At 56.8% G+C, this 22,642-nt stretch carries 19 protein-coding genes and 1 pseudogene; 6 read left to right on the top strand and 14 right to left on the bottom strand.

The window, feature by feature from the left end:
* Positions 1-145: 145 nt before the first annotated feature.
* Complete coding sequence (locus AC2FFD_RS19840) at positions 146-1,438, bottom strand: tetratricopeptide repeat protein (RefSeq protein ID WP_496873926.1); 1,293 nt, start codon at positions 1,436-1,438, stop codon at positions 146-148.
* Positions 1,439-1,599: 161 nt separating this feature from the next.
* On the opposite strand from AC2FFD_RS19840, the gene AC2FFD_RS19835 reads away from it, so the two are divergent.
* The 5 genes from AC2FFD_RS19835 to AC2FFD_RS19815 all read left to right on the top strand — a co-directional run bounded on the left by AC2FFD_RS19835 (position 1,600) and on the right by AC2FFD_RS19815 (position 6,564).
* Entirely contained in the window at positions 1,600-1,878 is a 279-nt protein-coding gene (locus tag AC2FFD_RS19835) for a hypothetical protein (protein ID WP_496873925.1), read from the top strand.
* Between the two features lie 13 nt (positions 1,879-1,891).
* Positions 1,892-3,538 carry a sulfatase-like hydrolase/transferase gene (locus tag AC2FFD_RS19830; RefSeq protein WP_496873924.1) on the top strand — a complete coding sequence of 549 codons (1,647 nt, stop codon included), beginning with the start codon at positions 1,892-1,894 and terminating at the stop codon, positions 3,536-3,538.
* Between the two features lie 85 nt (positions 3,539-3,623).
* Positions 3,624-4,733, top strand: a complete 1,110-nt coding sequence (locus AC2FFD_RS19825; protein ID WP_496873923.1) for an HlyD family secretion protein — start codon at positions 3,624-3,626, stop codon at positions 4,731-4,733.
* Positions 4,734-4,743: 10 nt separating this feature from the next.
* Positions 4,744-5,493, top strand: a complete 750-nt coding sequence (locus AC2FFD_RS19820) for a hypothetical protein (RefSeq protein ID WP_496873922.1) — start codon at positions 4,744-4,746, stop codon at positions 5,491-5,493.
* A gap of 438 nt (positions 5,494-5,931) precedes the next feature.
* Positions 5,932-6,564: a tyrosine-type recombinase/integrase gene (locus AC2FFD_RS19815; protein ID WP_480495824.1), complete on the top strand. Its 633-nt coding sequence runs from the start codon at positions 5,932-5,934 to the stop codon at positions 6,562-6,564.
* A gap of 458 nt (positions 6,565-7,022) precedes the next feature.
* Here the strand turns inward: AC2FFD_RS19815 and fba are convergent, their stop codons facing one another.
* The 9 genes and pseudogenes from fba to AC2FFD_RS19770 all read right to left on the bottom strand — a co-directional run bounded on the left by fba (position 7,023) and on the right by AC2FFD_RS19770 (position 15,928).
* A complete protein-coding gene (gene fba, locus AC2FFD_RS19810) occupies positions 7,023-8,090 on the bottom strand; it encodes a class II fructose-bisphosphate aldolase (RefSeq protein ID WP_369835319.1) in 1,068 nt (355 codons plus the stop codon).
* A gap of 66 nt (positions 8,091-8,156) precedes the next feature.
* Positions 8,157-9,164 (bottom strand): class 1 fructose-bisphosphatase, encoded by a 1,008-nt coding sequence (locus AC2FFD_RS19805; protein ID WP_369835320.1) that lies wholly within the window; start codon positions 9,162-9,164, stop codon positions 8,157-8,159.
* Positions 9,165-9,208: 44 nt separating this feature from the next.
* The gene (locus AC2FFD_RS19800) at positions 9,209-9,967 is read right to left on the bottom strand and encodes a hydroxypyruvate isomerase family protein (protein ID WP_369835321.1); all 759 of its coding nucleotides are present in this window, start codon (positions 9,965-9,967) and stop codon (positions 9,209-9,211) included.
* Entirely contained in the window at positions 9,964-10,614 is a 651-nt protein-coding gene (gene otnC, locus AC2FFD_RS19795) for a 3-oxo-tetronate 4-phosphate decarboxylase (RefSeq protein ID WP_369835322.1), read from the bottom strand. The genes AC2FFD_RS19800 and otnC overlap by 4 nt, the downstream gene beginning before the upstream one ends.
* Positions 10,611-11,882: a 3-oxo-tetronate kinase gene (otnK, locus tag AC2FFD_RS19790; RefSeq protein ID WP_369835323.1), complete on the bottom strand. Its 1,272-nt coding sequence runs from the start codon at positions 11,880-11,882 to the stop codon at positions 10,611-10,613. The genes otnC and otnK overlap by 4 nt, the downstream gene beginning before the upstream one ends.
* Entirely contained in the window at positions 11,879-12,796 is a 918-nt protein-coding gene (gene ltnD / locus AC2FFD_RS19785; RefSeq protein WP_369835324.1) for an L-threonate dehydrogenase, read from the bottom strand. The genes otnK and ltnD overlap by 4 nt, the downstream gene beginning before the upstream one ends.
* Position 12,797: 1 nt before the next feature.
* Positions 12,798-14,075 carry a TRAP transporter large permease gene (locus AC2FFD_RS19780; RefSeq protein ID WP_369835335.1) on the bottom strand — a complete coding sequence of 426 codons (1,278 nt, stop codon included), beginning with the start codon at positions 14,073-14,075 and terminating at the stop codon, positions 12,798-12,800.
* A gap of 174 nt (positions 14,076-14,249) precedes the next feature.
* Positions 14,250-14,792, bottom strand: a pseudogene (locus AC2FFD_RS19775) (TRAP transporter small permease subunit); the annotation flags it as partial.
* Positions 14,793-14,893: 101 nt separating this feature from the next.
* Positions 14,894-15,928 (bottom strand): TRAP transporter substrate-binding protein, encoded by a 1,035-nt coding sequence (locus AC2FFD_RS19770; RefSeq protein WP_369835325.1) that lies wholly within the window; start codon positions 15,926-15,928, stop codon positions 14,894-14,896.
* 247 nt (positions 15,929-16,175) lie between these two features.
* On the opposite strand from AC2FFD_RS19770, the gene AC2FFD_RS19765 reads away from it, so the two are divergent.
* Positions 16,176-17,222: a LacI family DNA-binding transcriptional regulator gene (locus AC2FFD_RS19765; RefSeq protein WP_369927129.1), complete on the top strand. Its 1,047-nt coding sequence runs from the start codon at positions 16,176-16,178 to the stop codon at positions 17,220-17,222.
* 556 nt (positions 17,223-17,778) lie between these two features.
* Here the strand turns inward: AC2FFD_RS19765 and AC2FFD_RS19760 are convergent.
* The 4 genes from AC2FFD_RS19760 to AC2FFD_RS19745 all read right to left on the bottom strand — a co-directional run bounded on the left by AC2FFD_RS19760 (position 17,779) and on the right by AC2FFD_RS19745 (position 22,642).
* Positions 17,779-18,903: an ATP-dependent DNA helicase gene (locus AC2FFD_RS19760; protein ID WP_496873921.1), complete on the bottom strand. Its 1,125-nt coding sequence runs from the start codon at positions 18,901-18,903 to the stop codon at positions 17,779-17,781.
* A gap of 304 nt (positions 18,904-19,207) precedes the next feature.
* On the bottom strand, positions 19,208-20,221 hold the full coding sequence (locus AC2FFD_RS19755; RefSeq protein WP_496873920.1) for a hypothetical protein: 1,014 nt from the start codon (positions 20,219-20,221) through the stop codon (positions 19,208-19,210).
* Between the two features lie 94 nt (positions 20,222-20,315).
* Positions 20,316-20,894, bottom strand: a complete 579-nt coding sequence (locus AC2FFD_RS19750; RefSeq protein ID WP_496873919.1) for a hypothetical protein — start codon at positions 20,892-20,894, stop codon at positions 20,316-20,318.
* Positions 20,895-21,400: 506 nt separating this feature from the next.
* Entirely contained in the window at positions 21,401-22,642 is a 1,242-nt protein-coding gene (locus tag AC2FFD_RS19745) for a dipeptidase (protein WP_496873918.1), read from the bottom strand.

Below are 22,642 nucleotides of genomic sequence, written 5' to 3'. Positions count from 1 at the left end.
CAGTGAACTCACAGATCGCGGACAAACCGGTCGCTTGACTGTCCGCCACCGAATAGTGCATTTGACCCAAATCCGACGTTGAAAATTTGAACTCCCTATGGCGGTGGTTCGACAGACAACTGCCTCGCTGCAACAGTGAAACGATTCAATCCATTCCTGCGGCCGCGCGCAAAGCTTCGGTCAATTGATCTGCAGGCTCAGTCGAGGAAAACAACCGTCGTTGAAGTTCGTCGGGTCTTGCATCGGGCCAAGTCTGGTCAAGAAGCAAGGCCAAAGCCGCCGCCTTTTGAGGCTCTCCTTTTAACTGGTATGACGCGGCCAGATACGCGATCGAAATCGGCCCGAACGGGGCGCCTGACGCGACAGCGTCTTCAAAAGTCAAGATTGCCCCATGATAGTCGCCCGCATGGAACTGTGCTGATCCAAGCGCGTTTTGGAACACGAAATTGCGCCCCAGTTCGACGTCTTCGGCGCGCGCCTTTGCGAAATCGATAATGTGCTGAAAATCAGTGTTGTAGAGAGCAATCAACGCGTCAAACTCCGCGATATGTGGGTCAAGAGGCGAGAGTTGCACTGCGCGTTGGGAGAGACTTTTTGCAGAGTCCCGACCGCCACTTGCAAATTGCACCCAGGCCGTCGCGGATAGCGCCCACGCTTCATTGGGTTCCAGCCGAAGTGCTGTTTGACCAAATTCACCTGCCTTTTGTAAAGCGCTGGCCGAAAGATCGGGGTCCAAGGTTAATATGGACACCATTGCGTGGACCTGTGCCGCGCCCGCATAGCCACCATAATAGGTGTCATCCTTTTCGATGGCCGCAGAAAACACCTCCAGCGCCAGGGCCAAGCGCCTTTGGTCAACCGCTGGAAAAATCAGGTCTCGGCCGATTGCGGCGAGATTGGCGGCTTCGACCCGCGCCGGGGAGATATCGTAAACGCCAAGCCGGTCTGTGTCCGCAAGATCGTTGCCCACGCCCGGCTGCATTTTGTCGGGCCAAAAATGAACCGACGCGATGATTGCAATTGTCACGGTCAAAAGGCCCAGCGCCGGGCGCGCAAACTGGTGCTTTGATGGTTCGGCTTTGTTCACCCCTGATCTGTCAGCCTTGGTTTCAAATTCCGGCACATATGCGCCCACAGGAAGCGAAATGACCAAGTCATCCGATGCGCCATCTTGGGCGTAATACTCCTCCAATTTACGTCGAACACGACCGGCATCGACCCGCACAACGCCTTCTCGGTCAGCAAGTTCCTCAGGGGAATACTTGTGGACATCCAAGCCAATGGTCTTGGCACGAATTTTGGACCCGCGACCGGCCAGTTTCTCTTCGATCACGTAGGTCAAAAGTGTTTGCAGGCGCGTCGAATTGGCAAAGGCGCTTGAGGCGCAGATCTTGGTCAGGGCAGCTCTGACCTGCTCTGAATCGACACTTTGCGACAAGACATTTACCCCCAGTCTGGCACGCCAAAGAACACAAAAAACAAACACTTTTTAACCGTTGCACCTACCGTAGCATGCGCCGTGCAACGGTCAATCGCTCCGGCTGGCCTGCTAAAAAGCCCCCAACTCGACCCGCAAGATACGACGCAATCCTGAAAACCATGTCTCATCCCGATGCAACCGCCTTGGCCGAAGTGTTTCCACAATCTGCGCGGCGCATCATGGATTTGTCCGCGCGGGACGCTCACCTGAACGAGCTGTGCCGCGATGTGCTGGTCTTGTTGCGAGAAAAGGCCAAGGCGCTTGCGGCGCCAGGCGGTGCTGACACGGCATATCTGGCCGATCTGGAAGAAGCGCTGTCGGAATTGACGGATGACATCGAAACCCTGCTGCGACGCATCGGTGTGGCGGAACAGGAACTGCCAGAAAAACGAAGCTAGAAAGGGAGTAGATATGCAACGATCAGGTATCATAGCGGGGCTGGTTGCGTGCGCCACGATGGCGGCAGCCGAGGACACTCCGATCATTCATGATGGGGAATTCAATTTCCTGCGCGCTCAGTATGGGGAGCGCTGGGATGCACAGGACGATGAGATAGACGACCGGCTCGCAAGCATTCGCGAGGCCAATGACGGCAGGCCGCCGAACATCCTCTACATCCTGATCGACGACGTCAGCTTCGGCCAGATGGGCAATCGTACGATGAATTATGTGATGGGCATCGAGACGCCCAACATCAACCAGTTTGCCACCGAAGGCATGTCGCTGATGCGCATGTATACAGAACCGTCCTGCACGCCGACCCGTGCGGCGTTTCTGACCGGGCGCCATCCTTTTCGTGCCGGCGTGAACGAGGTGAAGGTCGCCCTGGTTGGCGAAGGTCTGCACGAACAGGAAGTCACGCTGGCCGAGATCCTGAAGGAGGAAGGCTATAACACGGCCCACGTGGGCAAATGGCACCAGGGCGACATCGAGCAGGCTTATCCTCACAACCAGGGTTTTGATTGGGCTGCATTTCCTTTGCATCAGCAGGTTCAGCTCAGTCTCATGACCGAAGAGGCGATGCGTGCCAACAACATGCTCGGCTTCGCTCTGGAAGGGCAATCGAACCAATTCGCGTTGGATCAGAATTTCAAGCCCTTCGGGCTGGTGACAGGCGTTGAAGGAGAGGCTGGCGGGCAGGCCAGCGAAGTTGACATAGAGCCGGGCGAACGCTGGACGCAAGCCAAGTACGAAGAGATGAACGAGCGGTATCAGCGCCAGATTGTCGAACAGCTCGAAAAACTGTCAGCCGCAGATGAGCCGTTCTTCCTGCAATATTGGCCGCTATATCCGCTGAACTTTGTGTATCCGGATCAGGCGATTTCGCGAAACGGCGGATTTCACGCGGATAAGCTGCAATTGCTTGATGGCTGGATCGGTGAATTGCTTGCGCGTCTGGAGGACTTGGGAGAGGCCGATAACACCATCGTGATCTTCATGGCCGATAACGGCTTGATGTATCACTATGAAGGCACCTCGGGGCTGAACCAGCTGATTTATCGGGGCGGGAAGACGCAACACCTCGAAGGTGGTGTGCGCACGGATGCGTTTATTCGTTGGCCCGGCGTCGTTGAAGCCGGTTCGGCAGCGGGTGATATCGTGCATGTGTCAGACCTGTTTACCACCTTGGCGCGCATCGCGGGGGGCACAGATCACATCCCGCGCGATCGTATCATCGATGGGATTGATCAGACTGCGCTGCTTTTGGAAGGCGAAGGAAACGGGCGCCGCGACTATGTCTATATTTACGAAGGTCCCGTCATGCGGTCGGTCGTGAAGCAGGAATTCAAGATGCATGTGCCCGCCCCTGGCGTTCCCGGAGCAGCCGCGCCCGTGTTCAACCTTCTGCGTGACCCAAGGGAAGAACATCCCCAGATCGGGAACGCCCTTTGGTCGGGCGCGTCCTTCCAGGACATGATCAAACGCCACAAAATCATGATCGAACAGTATCCGCATTTGCCTCTGGGAAAGGGCGTGCCTTACGAAGGCATCGACAATCTCCGTCCTGAAAGCATCGCCACGCGGGAATTGTTCGACAGCTGGCAACTCAAGAAATGATCAACGCCGTGGCCGACTGCAATAAGCGTCGGCCACGCGCACCGAAAACGGTTCAAAACGCGCCATTTTATCGGGGCAAACAGCCATGCTGATCATCCTCGGCCTTTACTTCGGACTTGTCTGGCTTGTCTTTTCCAAACTCCGGCTGTTGCCGTGGAACGGGTTCTGGAAAACGCTGGTCTACGGTGTTGCCGTCGTGGTCGCGCTGGTGGTGATCGGTGCGCTGAACCACGCCACGCCGACCGGCACGGTTTCCGTGCAGGGTGTTGCAACCAACATCGCACCCAACGTCTCGGGTCGGGTCGTCGAAGTGGCGGTTGACGCGAACCAGGCGGTCAGCGAGGCCGATGTGCTTTTTCGAATCGACGACACCGTTTACGCGGCCGAAGTTTCGCGGCTGGAAGCGTCGTTGGAAACGGCGAAATCCTCGGCCGACCAATTGCGGACGGATCTGGCCGCCGCGGAGGCTGACATTGCCTCCCTGAACGCTCAATTGACATTCGGGATCCAGCGGCGGGACGATATTGTCGAGCTTGAGGAACGCGGAGCGACCACCACCTTTCAGCTGCAGGAAGCCGTTTCAACCATCGACCAGCTGACAGCCGGGACCCGCGCAGCCGAGGCACCCAAGGCCGGTCTGGAACGCCGGATCGCGGCGCGGATCGACGGGCGCGATGCCGCCGTGGTCGAGGTTGAACAGGCCTTGGCACAAGCGCAATGGAACCTGGACCAGACCATTGTGCGCGCACCGGGCGACGGGGTTGTCACCGGCGTGTCGCTGAGGCCGGGCAACCGGGCAACCTCGATGCAGGGCGCGATCACCTTTGTTGACCCCGAGGACCATTTTGTCGTGGCCACCTTGCCGCAATCGAGCCGCGTCAACGTCGCCGTCGGTGACGACCTCCGTGTCGCGATGAGGACTCCGCCCGGAGGAGAAATCACTGGGACAATCGTCGGGCTGCCCACCGCGTCTTCTGAGGGGACATTGGACCTGCGGTCGGGGTTGCCCAGCCTTCGAGAGCTGGCCGGGGCCTCTCAATATGCGGTCCTGATCGAATTGCCGGAGGGTCTGTATGCAGATGCATTGGCATTCGGCACCTCAGGAACAGCGCTGGTCATGACCGACAAGGCCGACGCGATCGGCGTTCTGGCCGAGATCCTTTTCTGGGTCACCAAGAAACTCAATTACCTTTGAGGAGATCGACATGACAACACGACATGCCCTGAGACGCACCGTTGCTGCCGCCGCGCTCTCCACCGCATTCGCGATGAGCGCAGCCGGTTCCGCTTCAGCGCAACAAAGCTGGGATTTCACCGGGTTCATCTATCTCTGGGGAGCCACCCTCGGCGGGACGACCACAACAGGCCAAAGCGTCGACATGAGCTTCTCCGACATCCTGGACAAGCTCGACTTTGGGTTGATGGGGTCTCTTGAAGCCACCAAAGGTCGATGGGCCCTGTTCGGGGATGCGCTCTACCTGCAACTGGCCGAGGACAAGAACGCCACGTTCGGCCCCGGCATTCCGGCCACGGCGGATGCCCGCATCAAGGGGTTCGTCTTTACCGGCGGTGCGGGTTACGATGTCGTCCATGACAGCCTGTCCCGTCTGAACGCGTTTGGCGGGGTCCGGCACATGCAGTTGGATACGACCGCCAACATTGCCATTGCCGGGGGATCGCAGCGCGCGAACGCGAACCTGACCAACTGGGACGCCATTGTCGGTTTGCGCGGAACGCAGGTTCTGGCAGATCGCTGGACGCTGGCCTACTACGCGGATGTCGGAACAGGTGAAAGCGACCTGACCTGGCAAGCGTCGCTGTCATTTGACTACCGGATCAACAAATGGGATCTGAGCTTCGGATATCGTCACCTGACCTGGGATATCAGCAACTCTCCGGTCATGTCGGACCTGACTTTCTCAGGGCCCTTCATTGGTGCAAAGTTCAGGTTCTGATCGGGCCGGAACCGGAGGGCCGCAACGGCCGAAATGGAACACCGGGGAAAGTGCCCTGACCGCAACCTGTTTCCCGCTGCTCGTATGCAGTGTGTGCGTGACTGGGGCAGTGACATAAGATGATCGCAAGGATGCCAGCCGCTAGGGATTTTCCGTCTCTGAGCGTTGCTTGGAACATGCCCGAAAACCTGAAGCTGGGCTATCCCGACGTTATCAAGGCCGATCAACCTGTCAAATTGCGATCGCATGTTGCCGATTGGCAGGCAGGCCAGGCTGGATGTCCGCTGATTGCGCATTGCACCAGTTCGAGCAGGGCGCAGCAAGCAACGCGATGGGCTCGTTCCAGACCTCGAATGCGGCGCAGCATCCTGTGATATGTTGCCTCGGTCAACGTCGGGTTGCCGTTGTGGGAGGGCATGGCGGATCGGAGGATCAGTCATGGAAACACCAAACTTACCTGCCATTCGTGCGCTTCGTCCCGCCTGGAACAAAGGACGTATTGTTGGTCAAAAGCGCCCCCTGAAGCCAAAACACGTCTGGGCGATCCGGGTTAGGCTCGAACTCGCTGAGAACCATCGCGATCTGGCACTGTTCAATATGGCGATCGACAGCAAGCTCCGCGGTTGCGACCTGGTGAAGATGAAAGTCGTTGATGTTATGGCGACAGGTCAGATCAAGGAACGGGCGTCGGTCCTACAGAGCAAAACACAGAAACCTGTGCGATTTGAGATATCCGAAGGGACTCGCGCCTCGGTCGAGAAGTGGATGGAAGACGAGGTGATGATCGGCTCCGAGTACCTTTGGCCGGGCCGCTTCCATGAGCGGCTGCACATCTCGACCCGTCAGTATGCTCGAATCGTCCGCGACTGGGTCACGTCGATTGGTCTGGAGGCAAGCGCCTATGGCACGCATTCGATGCGTAGAACCAAGGTCACTCAGATCTACAAGAAGACCGGAAACCTTCGCGCGGTTCAGCTACTTCTGGGCCACACGAAGATGGACAGTACGGTCCGATACCTCGGTGTCGAACTCGAGGATGCCTTGGCCATCGCTGAAGCCATTGAAATCTAGTGCAGTTGGGTCGCCTACGCGGGCGGCCCACAGCCGCCGTCGACACATCTTGCAGCGAGAGGCTGGTTTGAGCCCATACCAGACCTATGGACATCTTGCTGCATGCGCTCGCGGCAGGAAAGGTTCCGCACGTGCAAAAATTTCTCTGCTGCGAAGCGGCGGGGGACACCGGTTGTTCGTGCTTGGCGAAGTGAATATCAAACGACCAAGTTCAAGTCGCGAACCAATCTGCCGTTCGTCGTGCCTGCTTGGTCATCGCTGCAGCGGCTGAAGTACTTAGAAGTAGGGCGGACAACCGAAACTCTTTGCGAAAACAGCCTACAATACCGAATTAGTTGTAAGCAGACGGAGTGGATATCCTGATACAAAAATAGGCGGCACTATATGGTCTCGTCGCGTGCCTGCAGTCGTTGCGCGCCCGAAGCAGGCAATGGAGATCAAGACGAAAGGGTGAGGTCTCAGCGTCCTAAAGAGGGTTTCATGCTTCCGGATTGGTATCGTTGGGCCATGTCCGAGAGCGGAATGGACGAGATTTTTGACGCCATTCCGGCGCAGCCAAACCGTTCAAACCGGTCGAAACAGACCGCCGACATGGCTTCCACGCCCGGCGCCAGATATTTCCGGGGATCGAATTGCCCCTTGTCCTCGGCAAACACCTTACGGATCGCGCCGGTGAGGGCCATGCGCAGGTCGGTGTCGATGTTCACCTTGCGCACCCCATGCTTGATGCCCAGTTCTATCTCTTCCAAGGGCACGCCCCAGGTTGGGGCGATTTCACCCCCATGTTCGTTGATGATGTCCTGCAGTTCTTGCGGAACAGAGGAGGAGCCGTGCATTACAAGGTGCGTGTCCGGCAGTTTGGCGTGGATCGACTTGAGCGCGTCCATGGCGAGGATATCGCCATCCGGTTTGCGGGTGAACTTGTAGGCCCCGTGGCTGGTCCCGATGGCGACGGCGAGGGCGTCGACCTCGGTGCGCCGCACAAATTCTACAGCTTCATCTGCATCCGTCACGAGCTGGTCCCGACTCAATTCTCCATCGAATCCATGACCGTCTTCCGCCTCACCCTTGCCGGTTTCCAGAGAGCCTAGATGCCCGATCTCGCCCTCTACTGAAGCACCGACAAGGTGGGCCATTTCGCTGACCTTTGCTGTCACGTTTACGTTGTATTCGAAGTCCGAAGGCGTGGTGCCATCATCGGTCAAAGACCCGTCCATCATGACCGAGGAAAAGCCGTTCACAAGTGCCGAAAGGCAAGTTTGCGGAGAATTTCCATGGTCCTGGTGCATGCAAATCGGCAAATGCGGATACATCTCAATCGCAGCACGAATAAGGTGTGCGAGAACGATGTCGTTGGCGAATGCCCGCGCCCCACGGCTGGCCTGCATAATGACCGGGCTGTTCGCTTTGTCGGCCGCTTTCATGATGGCCAGCATCTGTTCCATATTATTGACGTTAAATGCCGGGAGGCCGTAGTCATGCTCGGCGGCGTGATCAAGAAGTTGGCGAAGGGAAATCAGGGGCATTTCAAGCGCTCCATTGCGGCGCAACGCGCCAGAAAAATTGAAGAAAGCGGCTCAAGGGGGCTGTGGTTAGCTCTCGCGGTGATATCGCTCCAGAACGGCTACTTCCTCTTTCGAACCAAGGATCACGGGAACACGTTGATGATGCGCGTTGGGTTGCACATCCAAAATGCGTTCGGTTCCCGTAGACGCGGAACCACCTGCCTGTTCGACAACCAACGCCATCGGGTTGGCCTCGTACATCAGGCGTAGCTTGCCGCCGTCGGCATTATTGCCTGCGTCCCGTGGATAGAGAAATACGCCACCACGGATCAGGATCCGGTGCACTTCAGCGACCATCGAAGCGGTCCAGCGCATGTTGAAGGTCTTTTCACGGGGGCCGTTTTTACCTTGGATGCACTCGTCGAAATAGCGCCTCACCGGCTGATCCCAGAGTGAGTAACGAGAGGCGTTGACTGCAAATTCGCCCGTGGCCTCGGGGATAACCATATCAGGGAAGGTCAGGCGGAACTCTCCGGTGCCCTGCTGATGCGTAAAACCATGCACGCCATTGCCAGTCGTGATGACGAGAGCCGTCGAAGGGCCATAGATCGCATAACCGGCACTGATCTGTTCCGCGCCGGCGCGCAGCACGGACCGGTCGTCGGTGGCATCAATAGCTGTGGGAAGTTGCGAGATCGAGAAGATCGACCCGACGGAGAGGTTCACGTCGAGGTTTGAAGACCCATCAAGCGGGTCGAAATAGACGAGGTAATCCCCGGCTTCAGGCTTGTCTTTCAGCCAATAAACCTCGTCGACCTCTTCCGAAACCAGCGCAGCAACGCGCCCGCAGTTCGAACAGTGTCGTACGAAGACATCGTTGGCGATCACATCGAGCTGCTTTTGCGTCTCCCCCTGAACATTAGTTGATTTCGTAGCTCCCAGCCTGCCAGCGAACGCCCCGCCGCGAATTTGGTGAGAGATGATCCGACAAGAGGTCGCAATGTCTTCCATAAGGAAGATCAGATCCTTGTCCAGTTGGTGCTGACTTCGCTGGGACAAAAGAAATTCGCGAAAGGTGATCTGATTGGCGTTCATGGTACAGGCCTTTTCTTTGAAGGGGCGACACAGACGCCCAAGTGTCAGGCGTCGTTCATCCAGCTCAGCGTCGCATCCGTGCCGCCGCCGGGCTTGTATTCGGCTCCCAGGGGCGCGTCATATCCCAGCCGCGCGATGGTGCTGAAGATGTGGGCGTAGTTGACCTCGCCGTTGTCCGGAGCCCCCCGATCGGGGACAGAGGCGAACTGGATATGACCAATTGAGGGCAGGAGCGCTTCGATCCGGTGGGTCAGGTCACCCTCCATCAGCTGCACGTGGTAGCAATCAAACATTAGTTTCAGGTTCGTGGTCCCGACGTCGGCGATCACGGCCAGCGCTTGATCGGTCGTGGTCAGGAAATAGCCCGGTGCGTCATATCTATTCAACGGCTCGATCAGGATCGTGATCCCGTAGGGGGCCGCCTTTTCGCAAGCGTAGCGCAGGTTTTCGACGAAGGTCTCATGGGCATCGCGGCCCTCCGCAAACCCGGCCATGACGTGAATGTTGGGCGTGTTGATCGCGACCGCATAGGCAATCGCCTCATCAATGGCGGCGCGCGCGTCTTTGTCGCGCCCGGGCAACGCAGACAATCCGTTCTCGCCGCTCGCTAAATCCCCGCGCCGGGTGTTGAGCCCCAACATGCGCAGGCCGGTTTCTTGCAGGGCCGCCGTCACATCCCCGGCGGGCACATCGTAGGGCCAATGGCATTCCACGGCGCTAAACCCTGCTGCCTTGGCCGCATGGATCGCGTCAGGCAAAGGCCGGTCCGCCCACAGAAACCCCAAGTTCGCAGAAAATCTCATTGGTCCCACTCCACATCAAATTTTGTGATCAAGGCCTGCTGCTGCGCCTGTGTCAGCATCCGCGGGTTCATGCCACGCGTGAGCATGGCCAGTCGCGCGGTGTCTTCGAGCTCTTCGATGGCATTGCAGGCGGCTTCGATATCCTTGCCCGCAACAACCGGCCCGTGATTGGCCAGCATGACCGCACTACGCTTACCGGCAAGCCCACGCACTGCCTCCCCCATTGCCGGATCCCCGGGCAAGAAGAACGGCAGCAACTTGACCTTCCCCAGCTTCATGATTCCGTAAGGCGTTAATGGGGGCAAGAAATTGTCTTCATCGGTGTCCGGCATAAGCGACAGCGCGACCGAGTGACAGGAATGTAAGTGCACCACTGCACCTGCCGTGCTGCGTGTGTCGTAGAATGCCGTGTGAAGTGGCATTTCCTTCGTCGGCTTGTCGCCGTCGATGTGGTTTCCCATCGCGTCAAATCGGCTGAGTCTACCAGGATCGAGCCTACCGAAGCTTGTCCCGGTAGGGGAGACCAGAAGCCCGCCGTCTTCTGTTCGGGCAGAAATGTTGCCGGTGCTGCCACCGGTCAGGCCGCGATCAAACATCGACTTTGCCAGCAGGCAGATTTGCTCGCGCAGTTTTGCTTCGCTTGTCATACTGCGTCCAGCTTTTCTTGGGCATAGGTAAAGAAGGTTTCTGTCCCGAAATTGCCGGACTTGAGAGTCAGGGCAATCTGATGCCCGCCCGACTGGCAATAGGTCCAAGGGACACCCGGTGCAATTTCTGTCCCAATATCAAGCTGGGTCACACCAAGCGCCTTGGTCACGGCCCCCGACGTCTCACCGCCCGCAACGATGACACGGCGCGCACCTTTATCCCGTGCCGCCACAGCACAAGCTGATAGGGTGGCCTCTACAATCTCTCCGGCACCTGCCACGCCCAGTTTTTCCTGTGCTGCGCGAACGCTTTGCGGGTTGGCTGTTGCATAGATGATCGGAGCTTGGTCGAGATCTTGCCTGGACAACCAATCAAGCGCTTTTTGCGGGCCGTTCTCGGCCAAAGCCAGCGGGTCCAACTGGAACGCCGGAACGCCGCGACTTGTGTAGTCGGCCACCTGTTTGTTTGTCATGGCGGAGCAACTGCCGGACAGCACAATCGTTGCCGCCCCCAGTTCAGGCGCCTCCGCCTTGCGGGCGTCCGCCGACAGGGTTCCATCGGCCAAATAAAGCGCCGGAAGCGGCATAGCCACGGCACTTCCGCCCGTCATAAGCGGCATATCACGACAGGCTTCGGCGATGATCCCCAGATCCGAATTGGCAACGGCATCAACCACCACATGCGCCACGCCTTTGGCTTTGAGTTGGTCAAGTTCATTTCGAAGGGCGTCGGTTCCTTGCGCCACGGTCAACCTGTCGGCCAGACCGACCGGGCGGGTGACCTGCGGCTGCAGAAGCCGCATCAGGTTGCTGTCACGCATCGGGGTCAGCGGGTGATCCTTCATCGGGCTTTCTGCCAAAGGCTGCTGTCCGACAAACAGATTGCCCATAAAGATGGCGCGCCCGTTTTCGGGGAAAGCCGGACAATAGATCGTCTGGTCAGTGCCAAGGTCGGCCATCAGCGCCTCGGCGACGGGGCCAATATTGCCTTCCGCTGTCGAGTCGAAGGTGGAACAGTATTTCCAGAAAAACCTCTGCGCCCCTGCTGCCTGCAACCACTTCAACGCGGCTCGGGTCTCGGCGAGGGCCTCATCAACCGGTGCAGTACGAGACTTTAGTGCGATGACTTCGAATGCGGCAGTGTCAGAAGGCGGGCTATCGGGAACACCGATGCGCAGGGAGACGCGTACACCACTTCGTGCGAGCAAGCCCGCAAGATCGGTTGCGCCCGTAAAGTCATCGGCGATGCAGCCAAGGATGGTGGTCATGCGTCCTCTCCCGGCAGGGTCAATCCAGCGTTGCGGGCATACACCTTGGCGACTGCGGCGTCGTCTTCTTGCCCATGTCCCATTCCGGCAGCTGCAACGAATTGCTGTAGCGCCGCCGCAGTAATGGGTGCGCTGAACTGTGCTGATTTTGCGATATCGAGCACGATGCCAAGGTCCTTGGGCCATATGTTGACCGAACTATGCGGCGTGTAGTCCCCCGCCACGATATGTGGCGCGCGGTTCTCGAGCATCCAACTGGTTCCGGCGCATTTACTGATAACTTCAACAAACTTCTCAGGAGCCACGCCTTGGGTCATGCCAAAGGTCAGAGCCTCAGCCATGGTGGCGATATGGACGCCAGCCAAAAGCTGGTTCACTGCTTTCATCGCGCTACCAGCCCCAACTTCGTCACCAAGCTCGAAAACCGTTTCGGCGATGCTGTCCAGCAGCGGGCGCGCGGAAGAAAATGCCTGCACGGAGCCGGACGCCATAATCGAAAGTTGACCGCTGGCGGCTTTGATCGACCCCCCGGAAATCGGCGCATCAAGATAGTGAACGCCGCGTTCATCGCACCTTGTGGCCATGTCTTTAGCGAAGGCCGGAGGGACGGTCGCGCAGGCCAGCACAACCGCGCCAGGTTTCAGTTTCGCAACGATGCCGTCTTCTCCGAACAGAACGCTTTCGGTTTGGGCGGCATTCAATACCACCACCGCAATGGCATCCAGCGTTTCGGCGACCTCAGAAAGAGGAGCATCTTGCCCCCCCTCGGCTTTAAACTTGGCGATCTGGTCCGGGTTGATATCAACGCCCCAGACCTTGTGCCCACCACGCAGTGCTGAAGCGGCCATGCCATACCCCATCGAACCAAGGCCGATAATCGCGACATTTGTAGAGTTCTTGGTATCTATGGTCATTTTAACCTCCCTTCACCCAGTTCGGCAGCCACAGTGCAACGTCAGGGAAGAACAGCACGATAGCAAGCGCAACGACTTGGATGCAGATAAAGGGGATCAGCGCGCGAAAGATCTCGGACAAACTCATGTCCTTAGGCGCGACAGATTTTAAGTAGAAGGCAGCAGGGCCAAATGGCGGCGAGAGATAGCTGACCTGCATATTCATAGCGAAGAGGATGCCAAACCATACTGGGTCCATGCCAAGCTTGATGATGATCGGCACGAAGATTGGCATGGTCAGAAGCGCGATGCCGATCCAATCCATGAACAGGCCCAACACGATCAAGATGCCCATCATGATCAACACGATGACCATGGGTGAGGCCCCGCTGTCGAGGATGGTGCTTTCGATGAACCGGTTGCCGCCCATCAGGTTGTAGACACCCACCAGAGCTGCCGCACCCAGGCCGATCCAGATGATCATGCCGCAGGTTTCAAGCGTTTGTTTCAGGCTGTCGCGGATCAGGGCCCATGTGACTTCGCGGCGGATCAAGGCCGAGACGAACACGCCGACCACGCCCATTGCCGCGGCCTCGGTCACTGAGGCGATGCCGCCATAGATCGAGCCCAACACGGTGACCGCGACGCCGATGGGCAAGATCACGCCGCGCATCTTGCGCAGTTTCTCGGACATCGGGATGTTAAGCTCCTCGTCCGAAATGGGCGGGCCCATCTCTGGGTTCGCGTAACAGCGGATAAGAATGTAGATGATGTAAAACGATGCCAGCATCAGGCCCGGTGTCACGGTGGCCAGAAACAAATCGCCAATTGAGACGCTGGCCGTCAGACCGTAGACGATCAAGACGATGGAGGGCGGGATCATCGTGCCCAGCGACCCACCGGCACAGACCGTCCCAATGGCCAGCGCGCGGTTGTACCCAAGCCGCAACATTTGCGGCAAGGCGATCAGGCCCAGCAGGACGATCTCGCCCCCGATGATGCCCGAGATGGAAGCAAGGAACACGGCTGCAACCAGTGTTTGAACAGCAACACCGCCTTTGATGCGACCGGCCACAAGGCGCATCGCATCGTAGAGGTCGCGCGCCATGCCCGAGCGGTCCAGCAGCGACGCCATCAAGACGAACATCGGAATGGCCACAAGGACGTATTCATTGACGAAGGAATAGATCCGGCTCGATACCAGCGGCACGCCGGACGGGCCGAACCATGCAATGGTGAAGAGGATCGCGATCAGGCCGGTGACAAAGGCCAGCGGGATGCCCGTCAAGATGAGCACCATGATCGAGCCGACAAGCAGCAGCGAGCCGGTTTGAATGCCAAGGCCGCGTCCTTGCGAAAACAGCAGGTAGCCGCCAGTGGCGAGGATGACGAAAACGATGCCAATTCCGATGATGGCCCATTTGCTTGGCGCCTCGCCTGCGCTTTGGCGATAGCCGGTGCCCTTCCATGCGGTCCAGATATGGCCGACAGATTGCACCGCCAAGACGATCGCCGTGATCAAAAGCATCATTTTGATGAGGGCCGGTGTGATGGGATTCCAAGCCGAGCCCGAGCGTTCAAGTCGGATGTCGCCCTGCGGCGTCCACCACGACTTTTCGACCATGGTATAGGCGGCGTAGGCAATGGCGAGCGCAAAGAACAAGGCAAGCATGCCGTTGACCACGTCCAGCAATCTGCGCGTGCCGCCGCTGGTGCCAAAATAGATCAGCCCGATGCGAATATGTTTGTCAGCGGCAAGACATTGCATCCCGCCATAAAGGTAACAAACGGCGATCAGTGCGATCACGGTTTCATGCGCCCAGATCGTGGGAGCATTGAAGAAATACCGCGCGGCGATTTCATACAGTGAAATCAATGTTGCGAGTGCAAACAGAAAACTAAAGACGGTCCCGAGCGAGACAATACCGCGATCCAGAACGTTCTGGGGGCCGGCGGTGTCTTCGTCGTGCGCCCGTTTGAGCGCTTCGAGCTGCGCCTCGACTTCGGCTTCGGTCATCGCCGTTTCATACTGTGCCATTGTCCCCTCCCGGAACGTGAGCGAATGCGTGGGGCGAAGGGGCCGGTTCTGGCCCCTTCGCAACGTTTCATGGTGTGGATTTACTCGGCCAGAAGACCGGCTTCGATCAGGTAGGACGTAACGCTTTCATAGGCCTTGCCAGCCATGTCAGATCGCTCGGCCCAGTTGGCCCACTGCGACTTAGCGATACCGCGGAACCGGGCACGCTCTTCGTCAGACCAGTTAATCACGGTGATGTCTGGATCGGCCATCGCTTCTGCAACGGCGACCTCGTTCTGCTCGTCCAGCTGACTGACCATATCGCGCGCAAAGACGGAAACAGACTCGTTCAGGATGGTCTGAAGATCTTCGGGCAGGCCATCATAGATGTCTTTGTTTACTGACACTTCGATCACAGGCATCGAGTGGAAGCCGGGATACAGCGGGTATTTGGCGAACTCGTGCATGCCTTGGGCATGGTTGGTCGAGAAAACGGTGTAGTCGGCTGCGTCGATCACGCCTTTTTCCAGCGAGGTGTAGACCTCGGAACCGGGCAGGTTCACGGGCGACGCACCGGCTGCGGCGAAGACTTCTTGCACCATGCCTTCTGGTGCGCGCATTTTGATGCCTTTGAGGTCATCAACACCGTAGATCGGCACTGTCGACAAGAAGGCCTCGACCCCCGTTGCAGAGGCGCCAAGGAACTGCAGCCCGTAGGGGTTTACCAACTCGTTGAACAGCGCTTTGCCGCCGCCGTTTTCCATGTAGTCGAACATCTGCTCAGGTGCAGACCATGCGCCGACGAGGTTGCCCAACATGGCGAATGCAGGATCCTTGCCCGAGAAGTAGGACGGATCGGTGATGTGGCCTTGCAAGATGCCCGCACCAACAGCGTCGAGCGTTTCATTATGCGCCACCACGGTCCCAACCGGAACAACAGTGATCTCGATGCGCCCGTCGGACAGTTCTTTGACGCGGTCCGCCCATGCTTCTTCGATTGGAAAGAAGTTGTCTCCGGCCTGCGCCGATGTCTGGAACGTCCATTGGTAGTCTTGGGCCAGCGCCGACGTCGCGACAAGGGTTGATGCGGCGGCGATGCCGCTCAGGACGAGCGATTTGAAAGTGTAGTGTGTCATGGTTCCTCCCACAGCGCCGAAATAGCGCTAATTTTCAGTTGATCGTGGCCTCCTCCGAAACCACGGCAATGCCCGGATTAACCCACCGGTATCGCAACCGGTACCGATACCGGTATTGATACCAGTGTCCGATTCGACCTATTCTGTCAATGCTTCGACGTCGACTTTGCGATACAGACGCGTGAATAGAGGTTCGGATTTTGCTGGCGATGGGCCACCTGCCGGCAGACAGAAGGAAGGCAAGCCTATGAAAAGCAGAAAAACTTTAGCCGACGTCGCCGCCGCTGCCGGTGTCAGTAAAATGACAGCGTCACGCGCGCTTCGTGGCGACAAGGACGTCTCGCAGGCAAACATTGAAAGGGTAAAACAGGCTGCGCGCGAGATAGGCTATTATGGGAATCAGTTTGCCTCCTCCCTCTCGAGCAAACACACCGACCTGATCGGCGTCGTGGTGCCCAGCCTGTCAAACATCGTGTTTCCCCAAGTCATGTCCGGGGTAACCAATGCGTTGAAGGGCACCTTGCTACAGCCGGTTTTCGGGGTCACCGACTATGACCCCGAAACGGAATACGAAACCTTGCGAAACATGCTGTCTTGGCGCCCTGCCGGGTTGATCGTGACCGGGATTGACCAACCACCCGAAACCCGCCAGCTGCTGAAAGACGCAGGCGTTCCGATCGTACAAATCATGGATATCGACGGCCATCCTGTCGACGCCTGTGTCGGATTTTCGCATAGCGAGGCCGGCCATGACATTGCTGTCGCCCTGTTTGAGACAGGCTTACGGCGCTTTGGCTACGTGGGGCGCAACCTCGACAAGGACCTTAGGGCCGCGAAACGGAAACAAGGTTTCCAAAGCGCACTGCGCGAACATGGACTCGCCTTCGCCGGCATTATTGATGGATCGGATTTGCCGGTCGATGTGACTGCGCTTTCAGCTGTCGATTGCGGTCGCCGTTTGACTGCCGACCTTCTGAAACGACAGCCCGATCTTGATTGCATCTACTTTTCAAACGATGATCTTGCGTTTGGCGGCCTCTGTCACTGCATTGCCGAAGGCATCGACGTTCCAGGTGACGTCGCGCTAGCGGGTTTCAACGGTTTGGGTCTCATCGAAGGGTTTCCCGGCAAGATCGCAACTTCGCGGACAGCGCGCAAACAGATTGGCGAGCAAGCCGCTCGGACGATCCTTGAGACTTTGGAACACTCTGCTGCCGAAATGGAAAAACTGCACATCATGAAGCCAGAAATATCGCTTGGCGAACTGGCTGTGACCAATGACAAGCCCGACTGACCTTGACCGGCTACGACCTTGATAGCTCTGCTCGCAAACTTTCAAAGGTGCCTCTCGACTTGGAGGTCGAGATGACCCGTTGCGCGAGATCAAAATCGTTTCGACCGATCTGAGCTGCATCATACGATCGGTTAGGGTATATCTCCGCGGCAGAACTGAGTCGCATAGTCCGCATCTGGATGATCGGAATGAGCAGCCGCGAAAGCACGATATCGGAACGGGAAAATCTGATATCTGTGAACGACCGTTCGAGTGAAATGCACTGCACCGCAGCAACAAGTACGCCGCACGCGCGAAGGGATACTGCGTCAGCGAAGGCCTAAAATCCAAGGTCGGCTTTGTCCGCATTCCAGACCTCCACGCAAACCGCAGCCAATGACCGGAATCCGCCCTTTTGTATAAGCGAAGTCCTAGAAATAGCCTTTGGATGCGAAGGGGATGCGTTCTGGCACCAACGAGATTTTGAGGTTCAATGCTCCCATTGATATAGCGTCAGGGAACATCTTCATTGGGCAGAAAGTGCCTGCCCAATGTTGCCTTCAATGTGGAAATGCTTCTAGAGGCGTGTAACCAAGGTCACGCATTCAGAAGCCCGTGTAACAGCGGTATAAAGCCAATTCCTCGCATATTTGTCGAAGATGTGACTTTCGTCCTCTATAATCACGTGGCCCCAATGGCTGCCTTGGGCTTTATGAACTGTCAACGCGTAGCCATACTTAAACTGCTGAGAATTTTGTCGTTCCTTGTCCGCCAATCTATCTTCGCCGTCGGTAAAATACTCCGGATGCACCCGTACGCGGTAGTTTTCATGGTCCGGGAAGTCGCACGATTTCAGTTCCAACGACAAAGTCCCCGAAAACCGGGAATTCTTCGGTTCTGAGACGACCGTGAACATGCCTCCATTGACGATACCAAGGCCATGGTCATTATGCTGACACACAAGGCGGTCGCCAATCTCAGGCAGGCCACTGGTGCGTCCCAAGGCCCTGCGGATTTCTTCGTTGTAGTGGGCACGAGTGACGTTCCTACCGGCAAGGAGCTGGTCCGCATCCAATATCTCATCGATCTCAAGACTCCCGTCCGGCACCACACGGCTGTTCCCATAGGCACCATATTTCAACGGTTTCCCCTCACGAATGTCTGTCGCCAGTTGTAAGACCGGGCTGTCCTTGGCCTGACGGTGGATTTCGGTCAGCATGGCGTCAGGCTTGGCGTTGGTGAAATAACCCTCGCCGGCCACCGGCGGCAGCTGGGCAGGATCACCAAGTGCGAGGACAGGAGTTCCGAATGACATCAGGTCACGCGCTAAGTCTAAATCAACCATTGAGCACTCATCGAGCACAATCAAGCCCGCATCCGCTGCTGCACTATCCGGATCGAGGTGGAAACTGAATTTACCATTCGATCCCTGCACAGCCTTGTAGATCAGACTGTGGATGGTGGAAGCACCTTCACAGCCGTTGCGCTGCATCATCATAGCCGCTTTGCCAGTGAAGGCCGCGTAAACAACCTCTCCATTCAAACCGTTGGCCAGATGTCGCGCGATTGTCGTCTTGCCGGTGCCGGCATATCCGAAGAGCCGGAAGATCTTATTTGTCTTGGCATCGTTCTTCAGCCAGGAGCCAACTCGGTCAAGCGCTGAGAGCTGTTGGCCGGACATAGTGAAATTGATAGCATTCATGAGTTTAGGTCTTCTGCAGGTTTGGGGTTGAGAATTCTGGCCAACGGGCGAGGCTGGCCGAGCGTATCTTGGGCGTCTTGGGGACAAACCAACCAGACGATTGATGGTCGGCTCTGCGTTGATGGAAATGAGGGTGAAATGCCCCCCTTGTGACAGGTTACACTTCGGGAGGAATGTTCCGGAGAAAGTATTTAACTAGGGGGGCATTACATTCCCGGAGGGTTTTCTTGATCTCCGGAGGGTGTAACGCTCCCCTAATACTTAACTTCTTTTCTCTTACACTATATTTGACACAAGGGAGCCATTACTCGGCAACCTCCGCCTTCGGTGCAGCGTTGGTCTCTAATCTCGAGGCACTCTGGCGAGTACGACATGCATTCACACGCCTCCGGTTTGCACGCCTATCAGCCTCGGCAATCGGATCGGCAAAGCCCGTTTCTGAAAGGGTTTTCGAGATGACCGCCTGGCGCGCCAATTCACATTCTCCATGTTGCGTACAGGACGAGCAAATAGGATTGTCAGACGTGACTACCCCGGGCACACCAAAACAACTCTGGTAGAACTCCTCGCTTGTAGGCGTCTTGAGCTCAACGGGTCTAAGGAAGCCGTTGGCTACGTCTTCCCGAGCTTTGCATTCAGCATTTTCAACAGCACTTTTCCCTAGAAAGTTACAATCAACAGAACGAAAGTACTGACGCTCGACCACATGCTTTGCAACAAATCCGTCTATTGAGTAGGCACCGCGGCTGACCAAATCGATCATTTCCTCACGAAATTGACGCTGTGCCGGAAGGCCTCGGTCGGAAAAAAATGCATACTGGGGCATGGCCTTCATCCGGTTCAATTCAAGGCCATGGCGGTCGTCACTCCAGAACGCCACTATCTTGGTCAGCCAGGCATCGCGTTTCTTCTCGCCAGGCCAAAGCTGATTTGGCTGTGGCGGATGTCGATAACGGCGAGCGGCCGCGAACTTGAAAACGAACTCCAAGTAAGCGGGATAAGGCAGGCCGATCTGGTCTGCTTTCTGGCGAGCGATGTAGAGCTGGGTCAGATGAGCGTTCCGTTTGTGAAGGCTCAATTTGAAGCCGATCTTGATATCGGCAGCTGCCTTGGTGTCGATGTTGGTGCGAAGATAGTCCCTATAGGCCTCGATGTAGGCCTCGTGGAACCGCTTGGTCGCATCCATGGGGGTCAGAAAACGATACTCCGGCCATTTATTCGGCATCAGCTCAGCTTCGCGCGCGCGATACCTCGTAGGGATCAGGTTCAGAACGCGGTTGAGTTTGGTCAGCCGGATGTCGTGTGCAGGTTTGATCATTTAACACATCTCCTTCGGGCCGGGACCGACCTTGCGGTCGAAATCCCGGTCTTGTCTTTGTGCTTGAGTTGGGTGGGAGGTGGCTAGCGCCAGATCAGACGAGGTAGGTTTCTTCTGAACCTGCGTTCCAGCGTCCATCAGTCCAGTGACCCAGCTTCATGGCGGTGTCGCGCAACTTGCGAAATCGGCGACGAGCCTGCTCGATCATCCGATAGCTCTGCCGGTAATCCGGTGCCTCATAGTAACCTAAACGCAGACCTTCGATTTCGCGCATGAGATCACTGGCACGCTTATCGAGAAAGCGAGCCTGATCTTCACGAGAAAGCTGGCGCAGTGCGGTAAGCGGGGGCAAAGGCGGAATCTGCGGCGGAAACAACGGGGTTTCGGTAACCGATCCTGTTCCGTCGATGTTGGTGTGCGTTATATGAGTTAACTCCTGGTGTTCAAGCATCTGGAGCAATTCATTGGTCATACCCAGAAGGCAGCTGACAAGCTCCGGAGCATCCTTGTCGCCATTAAGCTCATAGGCCATCGTCTTCAGCAAGAAAAACACTGTGCCCTTGTCGATGAAATCGTGATTTTCTCCAGAGATATTCTTCTTGAGATCGATGGTGGGAACATTCAGTTTACCAACATCTATTGTTCCGCCAAGGCGGTTGGGTGCGGCGTCCATATAGGATTCCTTTCAACAGTGGGTTTTTGTGGGCGATCTTTTTAGCGCGCAATTTCTTTATAGCGCTGCGGCTGTCGACTTACGTCTTTTTGTGAAATTTTTTTTCGTTGCCGCAATTCTAGGGTATATCTAAATGTCAAATCGGCGGCTTGTGATCCATTTGCAGAACAGTTCTTAGGCCGCCTTCGAAGATCGACCATCTACCAGATCGGACCAGGATGACTGTTTGATCTTCGCGCGGGAAACACTTACGCCCAGAGGGTTGGGCTCGGAATAAGATGTCGTGCTCTGACCCACAATGAGGGACTGTTGAAAGCCTAGGCTTACGTTTGGTAGTTTGGGCCATTCTAAAGTCGGTTACACAGTTACAATACGACATATAACCCATTGCTTTATAATACTTTGTCGGGAGTTCGAGTCTCTCATCACCCACCATCCTTTCCCCAAAAAATTGCTGCGCTGTTCCGTATCCGGGGCCAATCATCATTGAGGCCGATCCTGGACATCTATCGCGAATAGAACCCTTCTCTCAGTTCCTGTCTGAGACGCAGGCGCTGGGGGTATTCTTTCAGAAATCGTTCGGGGGGCTTGCCTTCCCACACTTGCGCGTAAACCCGCATCTTGTTGCCGCCATAGATCTTTTCGAGGTCTTCATCGGAATAGCCGCGCGCCCAAAGATCATCGGTGATTGCCGCAAGTATCCTGGCCAGTTCACCGTTACCGGTGGCCCCCTTTTTGAAGGCGTCGATCATATAACCGCCATCATCATACATGCTTGCGTTTTCAGTGGCGAACTGCACGACAAGCTCGGTCGAGAACATATCATCCGTTGCGATCCCGACGTGGTCCACTCCGACAAGCTGGACATAATAATCAATCATGTCAGCGGCCTGTTTGGGTGAGATATCTTCAGGCCAAACGCCGTCCATCATCCATTCGGTGAATGTGGGAGAAATGTAACCCCCCGATTTGGCCGCACGCAGGGCCTCGTCGTCGGGAATGGCCCGATAACACCCGCGTGGCGTCGCACCGGGTTCGTTCGCGTAAAGGCCGGCGGGGACTGAGTGGGTGAAGACATAGGGCACGCCCGGATAGTTCTCGTCCATGTAGTCCATGGCGTCGTTGGCGGTTTTGGATCCGGTGTGGCTCAGGTCAAGCAGGATACCGAACCGCACCATTTCATCGATGACCGACTTCCCCCAAGGTGTCAGACCGATGTCGCGCCCGTTATAGGCTGCCAACTGTCCCGACCCGGTGCGGAAGATATCGTTGTAGGCCAGGATCATACTCTTGATCCCCATATCCTTTAGCAAGGCCATCTTCTTGAGGTCGCCGTTCAGGATTGTGGCAGTTTGGCTGTTCCAGATGACGGCCGTCTTGCCTTGAATATGGGCGGCCTCGATATCACGGGTTTCGTTCACGATCAGGTAGTTTTCCGGCTGCTGCGCCATCGCCGACCGGAAGTGGTAGTGCTGATCAAGAAAGGTCTCAAAAGACATATCCGCTGCGGCCAGCGTCATCTCGTGACCTGTTATGCCGTTGTCCCGAGCGCGCGCGAAGTAAATGTGCAGCTGTTCGTCTTCAGTCCACCCGGTGCCGTAGGGACTGGCCAACATGCCAAGCACGATTGTGTCCTTCACAAATTGCTTCGCCTTATCTGACGCATCCCATGTCTTGCTTTCCTCGCTCGCGTGCAGTGCGGCACCGAATACGATTGCAATGGCGCTTGCGGCCAACAAAGTTTTCAT

It is taken from the genome of Ruegeria sp. YTSC002, from assembly GCF_059609845.1.
The sequence above is the reverse complement of the archived record's forward strand: the minus strand, read 5'-3'. Positions and strand labels throughout refer to the sequence as shown.

What these genes read in the sequence shown, in the direction of transcription:
- AC2FFD_RS19830 (WP_496873924.1), top strand. Translation starts at nt 1,892, where the DNA reads ATGCAACGATCAGGTATCATAGCGGGGCTGGTTGCGTGCGCCACGATG.
- AC2FFD_RS19820 (WP_496873922.1), top strand. Translation starts at nt 4,744, where the DNA reads ATGACAACACGACATGCCCTGAGACGCACCGTTGCTGCCGCCGCGCTC.
- AC2FFD_RS19745 (WP_496873918.1), bottom strand. Translation starts at nt 22,642, where the DNA reads ATGAAAACTTTGTTGGCCGCAAGCGCCATTGCAATCGTATTCGGTGCC.
- AC2FFD_RS19755 (WP_496873920.1), bottom strand. Translation starts at nt 20,221, where the DNA reads ATGATCAAACCTGCACACGACATCCGGCTGACCAAACTCAACCGCGTT.
- AC2FFD_RS19760 (WP_496873921.1), bottom strand. Translation starts at nt 18,903, where the DNA reads ATGAATGCTATCAATTTCACTATGTCCGGCCAACAGCTCTCAGCGCTT.
- AC2FFD_RS19765 (WP_369927129.1), top strand. Translation starts at nt 16,176, where the DNA reads ATGAAAAGCAGAAAAACTTTAGCCGACGTCGCCGCCGCTGCCGGTGTC.
- AC2FFD_RS19770 (WP_369835325.1), bottom strand. Translation starts at nt 15,928, where the DNA reads ATGACACACTACACTTTCAAATCGCTCGTCCTGAGCGGCATCGCCGCC.
- AC2FFD_RS19835 (WP_496873925.1), top strand. Translation starts at nt 1,600, where the DNA reads ATGTCTCATCCCGATGCAACCGCCTTGGCCGAAGTGTTTCCACAATCT.
- ltnD (WP_369835324.1), bottom strand. Translation starts at nt 12,796, where the DNA reads ATGACCATAGATACCAAGAACTCTACAAATGTCGCGATTATCGGCCTT.
- AC2FFD_RS19800 (WP_369835321.1), bottom strand. Translation starts at nt 9,967, where the DNA reads ATGAGATTTTCTGCGAACTTGGGGTTTCTGTGGGCGGACCGGCCTTTG.
- AC2FFD_RS19805 (WP_369835320.1), bottom strand. Translation starts at nt 9,164, where the DNA reads ATGAACGCCAATCAGATCACCTTTCGCGAATTTCTTTTGTCCCAGCGA.
- otnK (WP_369835323.1), bottom strand. Translation starts at nt 11,882, where the DNA reads ATGACCACCATCCTTGGCTGCATCGCCGATGACTTTACGGGCGCAACC.
- AC2FFD_RS19780 (WP_369835335.1), bottom strand. Translation starts at nt 14,075, where the DNA reads ATGGTGCTCATCTTGACGGGCATCCCGCTGGCCTTTGTCACCGGCCTG.
- AC2FFD_RS19825 (WP_496873923.1), top strand. Translation starts at nt 3,624, where the DNA reads ATGCTGATCATCCTCGGCCTTTACTTCGGACTTGTCTGGCTTGTCTTT.
- AC2FFD_RS19815 (WP_480495824.1), top strand. Translation starts at nt 5,932, where the DNA reads ATGGAAACACCAAACTTACCTGCCATTCGTGCGCTTCGTCCCGCCTGG.
- fba (WP_369835319.1), bottom strand. Translation starts at nt 8,090, where the DNA reads ATGCCCCTGATTTCCCTTCGCCAACTTCTTGATCACGCCGCCGAGCAT.
- AC2FFD_RS19750 (WP_496873919.1), bottom strand. Translation starts at nt 20,894, where the DNA reads ATGGACGCCGCACCCAACCGCCTTGGCGGAACAATAGATGTTGGTAAA.
- otnC (WP_369835322.1), bottom strand. Translation starts at nt 10,614, where the DNA reads ATGACAAGCGAAGCAAAACTGCGCGAGCAAATCTGCCTGCTGGCAAAG.